Source organism: Rhizobium sp. EC-SD404 (genome assembly GCF_902498825.1).
GTDB lineage: Bacteria > Pseudomonadota > Alphaproteobacteria > Rhizobiales > Rhizobiaceae > Georhizobium.
In genome coordinates this window covers 226,373-238,801 of record NZ_LR701459.1, presented here as the reverse complement: position 1 = coordinate 238,801, position 12,429 = coordinate 226,373, and the positions used below count along the sequence as shown (strand labels likewise).

Annotated in this window: 15 protein-coding genes; 9 read left to right on the top strand and 6 right to left on the bottom strand. The window is 61.5% G+C overall.

Annotated features, from left to right (window positions below; all coding sequences use genetic code 11):
• Positions 1–28 precede the first annotated feature (28 nt).
• The 3 genes from rho to hemE all read right to left on the bottom strand — a co-directional run bounded on the left by rho (position 29) and on the right by hemE (position 3,046).
• The gene (rho, locus tag GC125_RS02205; protein ID WP_126007388.1) at positions 29–1,294 is read right to left on the bottom strand and encodes a transcription termination factor Rho; all 1,266 of its coding nucleotides are present in this window, start codon (positions 1,292–1,294) and stop codon (positions 29–31) included.
• A 218-nt stretch (positions 1,295–1,512) separates the two neighbouring features.
• The gene (gene hemJ, locus GC125_RS02200) at positions 1,513–2,052 is read right to left on the bottom strand and encodes a protoporphyrinogen oxidase HemJ (RefSeq protein WP_151983715.1); all 540 of its coding nucleotides are present in this window, start codon (positions 2,050–2,052) and stop codon (positions 1,513–1,515) included.
• Positions 2,039–3,046: a uroporphyrinogen decarboxylase gene (gene hemE, locus GC125_RS02195; protein ID WP_199864666.1), complete on the bottom strand. Its 1,008-nt coding sequence runs from the start codon at positions 3,044–3,046 to the stop codon at positions 2,039–2,041. The genes hemJ and hemE overlap by 14 nt, the downstream gene beginning before the upstream one ends.
• Positions 3,047–3,420: 374 nt before the next feature.
• Here hemE and GC125_RS02190 point away from each other — a divergent pair, with 374 nt between their 5' ends.
• Genes GC125_RS02190 through dnaQ form a run of 5 tightly spaced genes read left to right on the top strand, consistent with a single transcriptional unit; the run spans position 3,421 to position 7,073 of the window.
• On the top strand, positions 3,421–4,287 hold the full coding sequence (locus GC125_RS02190) for a pyruvate, water dikinase regulatory protein (RefSeq protein ID WP_502706026.1): 867 nt from the start codon (positions 3,421–3,423) through the stop codon (positions 4,285–4,287).
• Positions 4,288–4,326: 39 nt separating this feature from the next.
• Positions 4,327–4,926 (top strand): Maf-like protein, encoded by a 600-nt coding sequence (locus GC125_RS02185; protein WP_151983711.1) that lies wholly within the window; start codon positions 4,327–4,329, stop codon positions 4,924–4,926.
• Complete coding sequence (locus GC125_RS02180) at positions 4,923–5,768, top strand: shikimate dehydrogenase (protein WP_151983709.1); 846 nt, start codon at positions 4,923–4,925, stop codon at positions 5,766–5,768. Before GC125_RS02185 ends, GC125_RS02180 begins: the two co-directional genes overlap by 4 nt.
• Positions 5,765–6,358: a dephospho-CoA kinase gene (coaE, locus tag GC125_RS02175; RefSeq protein WP_151983707.1), complete on the top strand. Its 594-nt coding sequence runs from the start codon at positions 5,765–5,767 to the stop codon at positions 6,356–6,358. The genes GC125_RS02180 and coaE overlap by 4 nt, the downstream gene beginning before the upstream one ends.
• 19 nt (positions 6,359–6,377) lie before the next feature.
• Positions 6,378–7,073 carry a DNA polymerase III subunit epsilon gene (gene dnaQ, locus GC125_RS02170; protein ID WP_151983705.1) on the top strand — a complete coding sequence of 232 codons (696 nt, stop codon included), beginning with the start codon at positions 6,378–6,380 and terminating at the stop codon, positions 7,071–7,073.
• A gap of 149 nt (positions 7,074–7,222) precedes the next feature.
• Here dnaQ and secB read toward each other — a convergent pair whose 3' ends face one another.
• Together secB and GC125_RS02160 are read right to left on the bottom strand one after the other, a co-directional pair.
• Positions 7,223–7,747, bottom strand: a complete 525-nt coding sequence (gene secB / locus GC125_RS02165) for a protein-export chaperone SecB (protein WP_151983703.1) — start codon at positions 7,745–7,747, stop codon at positions 7,223–7,225.
• Between the two features lie 100 nt (positions 7,748–7,847).
• The gene (locus GC125_RS02160) at positions 7,848–8,396 is read right to left on the bottom strand and encodes an FxsA family protein (RefSeq protein ID WP_151983701.1); all 549 of its coding nucleotides are present in this window, start codon (positions 8,394–8,396) and stop codon (positions 7,848–7,850) included.
• Between the two features lie 189 nt (positions 8,397–8,585).
• Between GC125_RS02160 and GC125_RS02155 the strand changes: the two genes are divergently transcribed.
• Genes GC125_RS02155 through GC125_RS02140 form a run of 4 tightly spaced genes read left to right on the top strand, consistent with a single transcriptional unit; the run spans position 8,586 to position 11,350 of the window.
• The gene (locus tag GC125_RS02155) at positions 8,586–9,296 is read left to right on the top strand and encodes a Tim44/TimA family putative adaptor protein (RefSeq protein WP_151983699.1); all 711 of its coding nucleotides are present in this window, start codon (positions 8,586–8,588) and stop codon (positions 9,294–9,296) included.
• A 7-nt stretch (positions 9,297–9,303) separates the two neighbouring features.
• Complete coding sequence (gene mltA, locus GC125_RS02150; RefSeq protein ID WP_151983697.1) at positions 9,304–10,404, top strand: murein transglycosylase A; 1,101 nt, start codon at positions 9,304–9,306, stop codon at positions 10,402–10,404.
• On the top strand, positions 10,401–10,994 hold the full coding sequence (locus GC125_RS02145) for a Smr/MutS family protein (RefSeq protein WP_151983695.1): 594 nt from the start codon (positions 10,401–10,403) through the stop codon (positions 10,992–10,994). Before mltA ends, GC125_RS02145 begins: the two co-directional genes overlap by 4 nt.
• On the top strand, positions 10,991–11,350 hold the full coding sequence (locus tag GC125_RS02140) for a helix-turn-helix domain-containing protein (RefSeq protein ID WP_151983693.1): 360 nt from the start codon (positions 10,991–10,993) through the stop codon (positions 11,348–11,350). Before GC125_RS02145 ends, GC125_RS02140 begins: the two co-directional genes overlap by 4 nt.
• Before the next feature lie 100 nt (positions 11,351–11,450).
• Here the strand turns inward: GC125_RS02140 and GC125_RS02135 are convergent, their stop codons facing one another.
• Positions 11,451–12,416 (bottom strand): DUF1402 family protein, encoded by a 966-nt coding sequence (locus GC125_RS02135; protein WP_151983691.1) that lies wholly within the window; start codon positions 12,414–12,416, stop codon positions 11,451–11,453.
• Between the last annotated feature and the right edge of the window lie 13 nt (positions 12,417–12,429).

Genomic DNA, 12,429 nt, shown 5'->3' with positions numbered 1-12,429 from the left:
CGTAAAGCCAGTGTCGGACGTCAGCCGACTAAGTGTTCATGGAGTCGAAGAAGTCCGCGTTGTTCTTGGTCTGCTTCAACTTGTCGATCAGGAACTCGATCGCATCCGTTGTTCCCATGGGCGCCAGGATGCGCCGGAGCACGAAGATCTTCTGAAGGTCCTGGCGAGACACAAGGAGGTCTTCCTTGCGCGTACCGGACTTCAGGATGTCCATCGACGGGTAGATGCGCTTGTCGGCGACCTTGCGGTCCAGGACGATTTCCGAGTTACCGGTGCCCTTGAACTCTTCGAAGATCACCTCGTCCATGCGGCTGCCCGTGTCGATCAGCGCAGTTGCGATGATCGTCAGGGATCCGCCCTCTTCGATGTTGCGCGCCGCACCGAAGAAGCGCTTCGGCCTCTGAAGTGCATTGGCGTCCACGCCGCCCGTGAGCACCTTGCCCGAAGACGGGACGACGGTGTTGTAGGCGCGGCCAAGGCGAGTGATCGAATCGAGCAGGATGACGACGTCACGACCGTGCTCGACAAGGCGCTTGGCCTTTTCGATAACCATTTCGGCAACCTGCACGTGACGAGTCGCCGGTTCGTCGAATGTCGACGAGACGACTTCGCCCTTCACCGAGCGCTGCATGTCAGTCACTTCCTCCGGCCGCTCGTCGATCAGAAGAACGATGAGGTAGCACTCGGGATGGTTTGCCGTGATCGAATGCGCGATGTTCTGCAGGAGAACAGTCTTACCCGTGCGCGGCGGCGCGACGATCAGTCCGCGCTGACCCTTGCCGAGCGGCGCGACGAGATCGATGACGCGCGGCGAGAGATCCTTGGAGGTCGGAACATCGAGCTCCATCTTGAAGCGCTCGTCCGGGTAAAGCGGCGTCAGATTGTCGAAATGGATCTTGTGGCGGATCTTTTCGGGATCCTCGAAATTGATTGTGTTGACCTTGAGAAGCGCGAAGTAACGCTCGCCTTCCTTGGGTCCGCGGATCGGACCTTCAACGGTATCGCCGGTCTTGAGCGCGAAGCGACGCAGCTGCGATGGCGAAATGTAGATGTCGTCCGGGCCGGGCAGATAATTGGCATTGGCAGAGCGCAAGAAGCCGAAACCGTCCTGCAGAACCTCGACCACACCCTGACCGATGATTTCGACATCCTGCGCCGCAAGCTTTTTCAGGATGGCAAACATCAGTTCCTGCTTGCGCATGACGTTCGCGTTCTCGACTTCGTGCGTTTCCGCGAAAGCGAGAAGATCGGTCGGTGATTTGCTCTTGAGCTCTTGCAGCTTCATTTCTTGCATGGAGAATCCGAGATGACTGGAAAAATGAATGATGGAGGGGGCGGCGCGTCGGGAATGAAGAGGCGTATGCGCTCCGTGGAGCCTGTCGCCGGGGACGTCAACGCGATGCCGAGGAGAAGTTGACGCGAAAATAGCGATTCCCCTGCCGCCACGCAAGCGGCTTGTCGCCGCACGGCCGTTCAGGGGCAGGTCGGCTGCTCAAAAACCGCTTGAGACGCTCAGAACGGCTTCACGATGACCAGGATGACGATGACGATCATCAGCAGCGTCGGGCCTTCGTTCATCATCCGCCAATAACGCGCGGTGTGCACGCGCCGATCGGCTGCAAAACCTTTCCAGGCTTTGAAAAAGTGAAGATGGATGACCGTCAGAGCGACGACCGCAACGATCTTCGCCCACAGCCATCCGCCGGAGAAGGCAAAGCTCGAATAGGCGAGCCACAGGCCCAGTACCCACGAAATCATCATCGCGGGGCGCATGATCACCTTCAGCAGCCGTCCTTCCATGACTTTGAAGGTTTCCGACTGGACTGAGCCGATCTCGGCATCCGTGTGATAGATGAAAAGCCGCGGCAGATAGAGCAGGCCCGCCATCCACGAGATCACCGCCACGACGTGGACGGCCTTGATCCACAGATCGAGATTGGCCGGCCGCCACCAGAAAACGAGCACCACGCCGACAAGCAGCGCTGCAATGGCCGAGAAGGCCCTGCGACGCGCCTTCGCGCCGGCGGCGGCCCCAGCCTCAGGACCGACCACGCACCCGCTCCACGAGCTGCGTCACGTGCGCAGGATCGGCCTGTGGCGTGATGCCATGACCGAGATTGAAGATCAGCGGTCCATTGCCGAGAACATCGAGAATCGCGTCGATGCCCTCGTCCAGAGCTTTGCCACCGGCCACGACACGCATCGGATCGAGGTTGCCTTGGACCGGACCATCCTCCTGAAGCCGTTTGGCGAAGGAGAGCGGTACCGACCAGTCGAGGCCGATCGCGTCCGCATCTGTGCGCTTGCGATAGCCGTCCAGCCGTGCGCCGGCGCCTTTCGCGAAAGCGATGATCCGTGCCTGGGGATGACGGGCACGAACCTTGTCGACGATGCGCCGCACCGGTCGAGCGGCAAAAGCCTCGAATTCGGCTTCTCCCAGAACGCCTGCCCAGGAATCGAATATCTGCACCGCGTCGGCGCCCGCTTCGATCTGAGCGCAGAGATAGTCGGCGGAAATGTCTGACAAGAGGTCCAGAAGCCGCGCGAACGCTGCAGGTTCGCGGTAGGCGAACAATCGTGCCGGTGCCTGGTCGGGCGTCCCATGCCCCGCGATCATGTAGGTCGCAACCGTCCAGGGCGCACCGCAGAAACCGAGCAGGGTCGTCTCGGCGGGCAATTCGGCCCTCAGACGCCGCACTGTTTCGAACACGGGAGCGAGATGGTCGATCACGCCTTCCGGGGTGAGAGCGGCAATGCCATCGGCATCGATCGGCTCCATCAACGGTCCTCGCCCTTCCTCGAAGCGCACACCACGCTTCAAGGCATCGGGAATGACGAGGATGTCCGAGAACAGGATCGCAGCATCGAAAGCGTATCGCCTGATCGGCTGGAGCGTCACTTCGACAGCGTGTTTGGGCGTGTAGCAGAGATCGAGAAAACTCCCTGCCTTCAGCCGGGTCTCACGATACTCCGGAAGATAGCGCCCTGCTTGCCTCATCAGCCAGATCGGCGGTGGGCTGATCGTCTCTCCTGCCAGAACGCGCAGCACCTTTCGGTCGGTCACGGCGTCTCCTCTTCCTTAAATAAAGGATTCTTTGAAATGGATTCTTCTTCTTAGAGTCGGTGTGTTCCAGGGATTAGTTTTGGTCAACATCTTCTCCACAAGAAGCCTCCGAGCCATCTTTGCCGCACAGTGGAATCACTTGATCGGCTTTGCAACGCGGACATCCAAAAAAGCAAAGTCATTTCAGCACTTTGCGATCTGTCCGGCTCGGGACCGATCTTGGTTAAGCTGTGGATCGTCTGTTGACGCGTATCGCAAATCCCCGCAGCGTGACATTGACCGTCAAATGCCGTCCCCACAGAGGTCATTGTGGACAAGTCGGCCTTTCATACCGGCCTGCGAGCACCTCGGCCCGAATGCCGAAAGTCATCAACAGTCATCAACAGCCCCCAGTGAATCGTGTGGACCAGCCGAAAAACTACTTTCATCTGCACCTGATTTCGGACTCCACCGGCGAAACCCTGATGGCGGCCGGCCGCGCGGCGTCTGCGCAATTCCAGGACGCCCAGGTTCTCGAGCACGTCTATCCTCTGATCCGGAACCGCAAGCAGCTGGGCGCGGTGCTCGATGCGATCGATGGCGCACCCGGCATCGTGCTCTACACGATCGTCGATCAGGACCTGTCCACCATGATCGATACCAGATGCCGCGAAATGGGCGTTCCGAGCGTTTCGGTGCTCGAACCCATCATGACGGTGTTCCAATCCTATCTGGGATCTCCGTCGCGGCGCCGTGTGGGCGCCCAGCATGTGATGAACGCCGAGTATTTTCGCCGCATCGATGCGCTGAACTACACGATGGATCATGACGACGGTCAGATCATCACCGATTACGAGGAAGCCGATGTGGTCCTCGTGGGCATCAGCCGCACGTCGAAAACGCCGACCAGCATCTATTTGGCGAATCGCGGTGTGAAGACGGCCAATTTTCCCATTGTGCCCGGCAATCCGCTGCCACCGGCGCTCGATCAGGCGCGCAAGCCGCTGATCGTCGGGCTCATCGCCTCCACCGAGCGCATCGCCCAGGTCCGGCAAAACCGCGTGCTTGGCAACGCGCAAGGGTACAATGCGGAGATCTATACGGACCGCGCGACGATTGCCGAGGAACTGAAGCACGCCCGCTCTCTCTGCCTACGCCGGAACTGGCCGATGATCGACGTGACCCGAAAGTCGATCGAGGAGACGGCCGCCGCGATTCTTGCCTTGCGCGCCAAGGCACGTTAGCGCTCGACCCATCGATCAATTGCAAGGATTGCTTCGGCCATGGCTGCACCCATCATTCTGGCATCTTCGAGCCCCTTTCGCCGACAGTTGCTGCAGAACGCCGGGGTGGCTTTCGATGTCGTGCCCGCCGAGGTCGATGAGCGCGCGCTGGAGGCCCCGCTCGCCGACAGCGGTGCGACGCCCGAAGATGTCGCGCTGGTGCTTGCCGTAGCGAAGGCGGTTGATGTCAGCCAGCGCTCGCCGGGTGCCTGGGTCATCGGTTCCGATCAGACATTGTCCCTGGACGACGAGGTCTTCCACAAGCCCGAGGACATGGAAGGCGCGCGACGCCATCTGCTGAAGCTTTCCGGTAAGACGCATTCCCTGAATTCCGCGATCGTGCTTGCCCGAGACGGCAAAGCTGTGTGGCGTCATATGTCGACCGCGGCCATGACGATGCGCAGCCTCGATCCCGGATTCATCGGACGCCATCTGGCATCGGTGGGCGATATCGCGTTGAAAAGCGTCGGCGCCTACCAGCTCGAGGGCAAGGGCATCCAGCTTTTCGAAAAGATCGACGGCGATTATTTCACCATCGTCGGCCTGCCATTGCTGCCGCTTCTGGCTGAGCTGCGCCGGGTCGGAGCGATCGACGGATGATAAGGCCGCCTGCCGCCTTCGTCGTGGGGCACCCGATAGGGCATTCCCGGTCACCGATCATTCACGGCCACTGGCTGAAGAAGCACGACATCGCCGGTTCCTATGAAGCGCTCGACATCGCCCCGGACGATTTCTTCGCATTTCTGGATCGCCTGAGAAGCGGGGAGGCTGGCTTCGTTGGCGGCAACGTGACGATGCCGCACAAGGAAGCCGCCATGCGTGGCGCCGATGAGATCGATCCGAACGTCGCGCGGCTCGGGGCCGGCAACACGCTCTGGTGCGTCAACGGGCGCCTCCATCTCACGAACACGGATGGCTATGGGTTCCTCGCAAATCTCGATCAGCGCGCGCCAGGTTGGGATCGCGGTGAGCGGGCCGTGGTTCTCGGCGCCGGCGGCGCAAGCCGTGCGGTGATCGACGCGCTGGTCGAACGCGGGTTCGATCGGGTCGATATCGTCAACCGCACGGTCGAAAGGGCCGGGGAGATCGCTGGCCTTTTCGGTCCCAAAGCAGCCGCCCACGGGATGGAAAAGTTCTCCTCGCTCGTCCTCAACGCGGATTTTTTCGTCAACACGAGCGCTTTGGGTCTGGATGGTTCGGAAGTGCCCGCCATCGACTTCACCACCATGCGTCCTGGCGCCGTGGTCACCGATATCGTCTATGCGCCGCTGATGACGCCGTTTCTGAAAGAGGCGCATGCCCAGGGACTTCGAACCGTCGATGGGCTTGGCATGCTGCTGCACCAGGCCGTTCCGGGCTTCGAACGCTGGTTTGGACTGCGCCCCGAGGTAACCATGGAAGTCCGTGATCTGGTGATCGCCGATCTGGAGTCAAAGCATTGATCAAGCTGGGTCTGACGGGATCCATCGGTATGGGTAAGTCGACGACGGCCGCGATGTTCGCCGCCCGCGGCGTGCCGGTGTTCGATTCCGATGCGGTCGTTCACGAGCTTTATGCCGGCCAAGCCGTGCCGATGCTGGAAGCCGCTTTCCCGGGCACGACGACCGCCAAGGGCACCATCGACCGCGTCGCGTTGGCGCAAAAGGTTCTCGGCAACCGCGAAGCGCTCCAGAAACTGGAGGCGATCGTCCATCCGCTGGTGCGCCGCGAGCGGGATCTCTTCCTCGCCGAGCAGAAAGCCAGTGGCCAGCCCCTCGTGCTTCTCGATGTGCCGCTGCTCTTCGAAAGCGGCGGCGATGCCGATGTCGATCGCATTGCCGTGGTGTCCTGTCCGGAAGATGTGCAAAAGGCGCGCGTCCTGGCCAGGCCCGGCATGACGCAGGAGAAATTGGCCTCTATCCTTGCGCGGCAAGTGCCCGATGCCGAAAAGCGCGCCCGCGCCGACTTCATCATCGAGACCGGCGAAGGCCTGGCCGCGACGGAGCAGCGGGTCGAGGCCATTATCCTTGAACTGACTGGACAACCCGCATGAGACGCGGGTGGAGAGCGTGATGCGCGAGATCATTTTCGATACGGAAACGACCGGCCTGGATTTCAGGCTCGATCGCATCATCGAGATCGGATGCCTCGAGCTCATCGACCATTTTCCGACAGGCCGGAGCTTCCACGTCTACATCAATGCGCAGGGGCGTCCGGTGCATCCGGATGCGCTGCAGGTGCATGGGATCACCGATGAGTTTCTGGCGGATAAGCCGACTTTCGCTCAGATCGCCGGCGAATTGCAGGAATTCTTCGGCGATGCGACGCTGATCGCCCACAACGCTACATTCGATATCAGCTTCATCAATGCCGAATTCGAGCGCATCGGTATCGGTCCCATCGGGCGCGAACAGATCCTTGATACGCTGGTGCTCGCGCGCCGACGGCATCCGATGGGCCCGAACTCGCTGGATGCGCTTTGCCGTCGCTACAACATCGACAATGGCCACCGCACCAAGCACGGGGCACTGCTCGACGCGGAACTGCTGGCCGAAGTCTATATCGAGATGATCGGCGGCCGTCAGACAGCGCTTGGTCTGGAAGTCGAGTTCGGAAGCAATGGTGGAGGGAGATCGGTCGAGATCGACATCTCCGTCATGGTGCGCGAGCGCCCGCTGCCGCCACGCCTGACGGAATTCGAGCAGGCCGCGCATGCACGCCTGGTCGAGCGACTTGGCAAGAACGCGTTGTGGCGCGTTTTGCGCTAGAGCGTTTCCAGATGAAGTGGAAACCGGTGGACCGTTCGGAACGCGACCAACCAAAAAACAGAGAGTCGTTGAGCGGTTCGAAGAAGCGCGAATGACTCTGAAAGCTTTCCCCGATCAGGCCGGTCGGGGAAAGCTGGTCATGGTTTCGGTCAGTTGACCTGAGGTGCCGGCGCGCTCGCGGCGCGGGTCCGCTCGGCGGCCATGCGCTGCTGGAACATCTGTGCGAAATCGATCGGGTCGATCATCAGCGGCGGGAAGCCGCCGTTGCGCGTTGCGTCCGCAATGATCTGGCGGGCAAACGGGAACAGCATGCGCGGGCACTCGATGAAGAGCAGCGGCAGCATGTGCTCCTTGGCAAAGCCCTGCAGCCGGAAGATGCCGCCATACACAAGCTCGGCATTGAAGACGACGGTCTCGCCATCCTTGGCCGTCGCGTTGAGCGTCAGGACGACGTCATACTCGGTTTCCGAAAGCGGATTGGCGTTGACGTTGACGTTGATGTTGATGGCCGGCGCCTTGCCGCGCTGGCCCGCATTGCGGGGCGCGGATGGGTTTTCGAAGGACAGGTCCTTCATGTACTGCGAAACCACGTTCAAGGTCGGCGTCGCGCCATTTGCCTTGTCGGCTGCCGCTGGTGCTGCGGATCCTTCGGAATTCTTTGTTTCCTCGGCCATCGTTCTTCCCCGTTTGTCCGTCGAACTGCCCGACGGCAGCCCTCAAAAATCCCGGCGTGGCTACCACTTCAACCGCCGGGTGACAACTCAAAGCGCACAATCAGTGGCTTTTAGGGCCGCCACGACCGTTCGTGTCGTCCCGCCATGGCGAATCCGCCGACGGCTCCCGGCTGTAGTCGTCCTCGTCGAGATCGATGACGGTGCGGCCGCGCGGCTGACCGGCATGGGGCCGGGGCCCTTCGCCCGGCTGCGTTGCTTGCCCCCGCATGCCGGCAGCCATGCCCGCTCCGACGACGACGATCCGATCCTTGACGAGACGCCAGCCGAGATCCCGCACGGCTGGAATGAACAGCAGGAAGCCGATCGTGTCGCTGATGAAGCCGGGTGTCAGCAGGAGAATGCCGGCAACGACGATCATCACGCCGTGAATGAGCTCGCGCCCCGGAACGCGACCAGCCCGCGCCTCTTCCGAAATACGGCGCACGATGCCGAAGCCCTGGACGCGCAGCAGAACGGACCCGATGATCGCGGTGACCAGGATCAGTCCAAGCGTCGGCAAAAGCCCGATCTGGCTCCCGACGAGGATGAACATGGAGATTTCCGCGATCGGCATGGCCAAAAGCATGAAAGGCACGAGAGAAAACGCCATGTGACAGCCATTGATCCTTGAGTGGACACCGATACACTACCGTTTCGACAGGCCTCATACATCGACCGTCGCAACAATCGGCCCCAATATGGTGGCCCCATGTCGCAATTTGAATGTACGGAGTTTGAATGATCCCCGCTTGGGCCTTATATGGGGTCGGCAGGCACACACCGATCGGCAGCAGGCGCAATGGGCTCCTTTGATTTCGTGACATTTTTCTTTTTCGTGGCGGCAGTCATCATATTTCTGCAGCTGCGCAGTGTGCTCGGCCGTCGAACGGGCAATGAGCGCCAGCCATTCGATCCGTATGCAAAGCGCGAAGGCGCCAAGGCGCCCGTTGGCACGGACATCGCAGACGATGGCAAGGTCGTCAGCCTGCCCCGTCGCGACAGCCCGCGCCCGGAAGGCGGCTTCGAAGCGGTGGATGCCTATGCAAAGCCCGGCACGGACCTGAATGCCGGTCTGCGTGAGATCGCGGCAGCCGATCCTGCCTTCAACCCCAAGCAGTTCGTCGAAGGCGCCAAGATCGCTTATGAAATGATCGTGGCGGCATTTGCCGACGGCGATCGCAAGACGCTCAAGAATCTTTTGTCCCGAGAAGTTTATGAAGGCTTCGTCGCAGCGATCAACGAGCGCGAATCGCGCGGCGAGACGGTGAAATCGTCCTTCGTCGGCGTCGAAAAGGCTGAGATCGTTCAGGCGGAACTGAAGGGATCGGAGTCGGCGGTGACCCTGCGCCTTGTCAGCCAGCTCATTTCCGTGACCCATGACAAGGATGGCAAGGTCGTCGACGGTGACGCCGAGAGCGTCGGTGAGGTCAATGATGTCTGGACCTTTGCCCGTGACACGCGGTCGCGCGACCCCAACTGGAAGCTCATCGCCACCGAAGCTGACGCCTGACGGCGCCATGCCGGCGGTGCTTCATCCGGCCCGTTTCGAGGATATCGCAGGGTGGGCGGCCGATGATCATCGCGCCGCCCTCTCGGCATTTCGAGCGAGCGCTCTCCATCTGCAGATCTCTGAAAAGCCTTACCGGACCGGAACGCTCGGCATCGATGCCGCAGATTTTAGGCCGGCAATTGCATCACTCGATCATCTCTCCGACGATGTGGATGAGCCGCGCCGCTTCTTTGAGCAACACTTTGTGCCCTGCCGGATTGGCGACGAGAACAGCGGGTTCCTGACCGGCTATTACGAGCCCGAGGTCGAGGTTTCGCGCACGCCTGACGCGCAGTACCGTTTTCCCTTTCTGAGGCGCCCCTCCGAACTGCGTCAGCTCGAAGCCGGCGAGGCGCCTGATCTTCAGTCAGCCGGCATCACGTGGGCGAAGCAGGGTCCGGAAGGTCTAAATGAATTTGCCGATCGTGGATCGATCGAACGCGGCGCGTTGGCGGGCAGGAATCTCGAAATCGCTTGGGCGCGTTCCCGCGTCGACGTCTTTTTCACGCATATACAGGGCTCGGCACGGCTCATCGAGCCTGATGGGTCGGTCACGCGGATCACCTTCGACGGCAAGTCAGGCCATCCGTTCACGGCGATCGGCCGCGTCCTGATCGACCTTGGCGAGATCGAGGCCCGGTCGGTGACGATGGATACGATCCGGCAGTGCTTGGCGGAGAACCCCGAGCGCCTGGATGAAATCCTCTGGCAGAACCGGTCGTTCATCTTCTTCCGGGAAGATCCCGAGATCGACCCGATGCGTGGCCCGATCGGCGCCGCCAAGGTGCCTTTGACGGCGGGTCGGTCGATCGCCGTGGATCGGGAGACCCATACGTTCGGCACGCCTTTCTTCATCGAAGCCCGAAGCCTGGCCCATGTGAACGGGCCCAAGCCCTTCTGTCGATTGATGATCGGGCAGGACACGGGTTCGGCCATCATCGGACCTGCGCGCGCCGACATCTTCACGGGCTCTGGTGCTTCTGCCGGTGGTGAGGCGGGAAGCATCAAGCACTCCGCAACATTCCACGTCCTCGTCCCGCGCCCGGCCGTGGCGAGGCTCGGCCTATGAGCAAGGGACGCAAGCTGACGCGCGGCGAGAACGCGCTGTGGAACAAGGTAGCGAAGACCGCGCGTCCTATGCCGGGTCGCATGGAGACCCTGCTCGGCAGCAGCGCCGATCTTGCGCCGAAGACGCCCGCGCCCAATGCGCAACCGCCTCAGCCTGCCAAGGTGACGGAAGGCATGCGCAAGGCACTCGCCGCGTCGTTCCGCGAATCACCGATCGACGAGACCCGCAAGGCGAAACAGCCAGCCGCTTCGCTGCACCCGATCGAGCGTCCCGTGCATCGAAAGATCGCGCGCGGACGGTTGCCGATCGACGCTACGATCGACCTGCACGGGCTCGATCAATCGGCGGCGCACGGTCGTCTGCTCGGCTTTCTCAGCCGGGCCTATCTGGATGACCTGCGCCACGTCCTCGTCATCACCGGCAAGGGCGCGTCGTTCGGCAGCGAAGGTGCCCTAAAGCGTGCCGTGCCCCACTGGCTGACGCAGTCGGATTTCAGGCCCTATGTGTCCGGCTACAAACAGGCCGCGCGTGGCCATGGCGGCGAGGGGGCGATCTATCTGCGCCTGAAGAAGCGCAGGTCCGCGCCATGACGCCGTTCGGCGCTGCCATGCGGCGGATGCGCACCGAACGCTGCATCACGCAGCGTGCGATGGCTGAAGCGATCGGCGTCTCTCCCGCCTATCTGTCGGCGTTGGAACACGGTCACCGTGGCCGCCCCAGCTGGGAATTCGTGCAGAAGGTCATCGGCTACTTCAACATCATCTGGGACGAGGCCGAAGAACTGCAGCGCCTCGCCTATCTGTCGGACCCGAAGATCAAGCTCGAAACGAGTGGTTTGTCGCAGCAAAAGACCGAGATCGCAAACCGTCTGGCGCATTTGCTGCCGCAGATGAACGAAAAGGAACTGGCCACCTTGAGCGCGCTGCTTGATCAGGTGGAGCCATAAAGCGTTTCCATGTGAAGCGAAAACCGGTTCACCGTTCGGAAAGCGGCAAAAACTCAGAGGAATCGGAGCGATTCGCAAAAAGCGAAATTGCTCTAGGTGCTCAGCTTTCCGGGAAGAGGGTGCGCAGTTCCTCGAGACGATCGTTGACCAGCCAGCCGTAATAGTTTTCTTCCGGCAGATGCCGGCCCCCGCCACCGTTACGACGGGCGAGGACCGCCGCGCGAAGATCGGGATCGCCGACATTATAGAGCGTGGCCGTGATGCCGGGATTGGTGGAAATGTCGAAATTCGCAACGCGGCCGTAGACCTCGATCGACGAGGCGAGAATCGCCGCCATGTAGGCCAGCGACCGGTCCGGATCCATGATCGCCTGGTAGACCCCGATCGGGTCGTCTGCCTGAAGCTTCGGATGGCCCGAGACCTTGTTGACGCGATCCGACATTTTCAGCGCTGTCAGGGGATTGATCTGCCCGAGACCGAAAGTCTGGCCTGCAAAGAACGGCTGGAAGAACACGGCCGAGAACCGATCGTTCGGGTATCGCGTGCCATCCACCGTGCGACCGCGAAAGACGTTGTCCCAGACGCGTTCACGGCAGGACCAGAGCGCATAGGAGCCGGTCAGTTCAGCGCAATGCGCGAAAGGCTCTCGGGCGACGAAGGCGAGCACGTTTTCGCCATCGTGGCCGAAGGAGAAGCGCTCGCCGGCATAGGCGACGGCCTTCACGTAATAGGACTGGAGCCGGTCATAGGCGTCGACATTGTAGGTATGCTCGCCGACCAGCGCGCCGACGATGTGGATAGGGTCGATGCCATAGGCACGGCCTGCCGAACGGATCTTCGTGCGAAGCCCTTCGTCCGAGGCGAGCAGATCGTAGATCCGTCTGTATTTTGCTTCGAACGTGGTGTTGAGCCCGGATGTCCGGCGGCTCGATGCGCCAGGCACAGCCGGCTGTTCGGCGAAGCGGTTTCCTTCAGGCACCGGACGTCCGGCCGCATGCGCAGGAAGCGCAGCAACAAGAAGCCCCACCGTCAAGCAGAAGACACGTGTCCAGCCGCCGGGAATCATCGCTTTCAGCCCT

Coding starts and splice junctions, on each gene's coding strand:
- rho (WP_126007388.1), bottom strand. CDS start 1,294: ATGCAAGAAATGAAGCTGCAAGAGCTCAAGAGCAAATCACCGACCGAT.
- GC125_RS02155 (WP_151983699.1), top strand. CDS start 8,586: ATGGGCTCCTTTGATTTCGTGACATTTTTCTTTTTCGTGGCGGCAGTC.
- GC125_RS02140 (WP_151983693.1), top strand. CDS start 10,991: ATGACGCCGTTCGGCGCTGCCATGCGGCGGATGCGCACCGAACGCTGC.
- GC125_RS02180 (WP_151983709.1), top strand. CDS start 4,923: ATGATAAGGCCGCCTGCCGCCTTCGTCGTGGGGCACCCGATAGGGCAT.
- GC125_RS02135 (WP_151983691.1), bottom strand. CDS start 12,416: ATGATTCCCGGCGGCTGGACACGTGTCTTCTGCTTGACGGTGGGGCTT.
- GC125_RS02190 (WP_502706026.1), top strand. CDS start 3,421: ATGCCGAAAGTCATCAACAGTCATCAACAGCCCCCAGTGAATCGTGTG.
- GC125_RS02185 (WP_151983711.1), top strand. CDS start 4,327: ATGGCTGCACCCATCATTCTGGCATCTTCGAGCCCCTTTCGCCGACAG.
- dnaQ (WP_151983705.1), top strand. CDS start 6,378: ATGCGCGAGATCATTTTCGATACGGAAACGACCGGCCTGGATTTCAGG.
- GC125_RS02160 (WP_151983701.1), bottom strand. CDS start 8,396: ATGGCGTTTTCTCTCGTGCCTTTCATGCTTTTGGCCATGCCGATCGCG.
- mltA (WP_151983697.1), top strand. CDS start 9,304: ATGCCGGCGGTGCTTCATCCGGCCCGTTTCGAGGATATCGCAGGGTGG.
- secB (WP_151983703.1), bottom strand. CDS start 7,747: ATGGCCGAGGAAACAAAGAATTCCGAAGGATCCGCAGCACCAGCGGCA.
- GC125_RS02145 (WP_151983695.1), top strand. CDS start 10,401: ATGAGCAAGGGACGCAAGCTGACGCGCGGCGAGAACGCGCTGTGGAAC.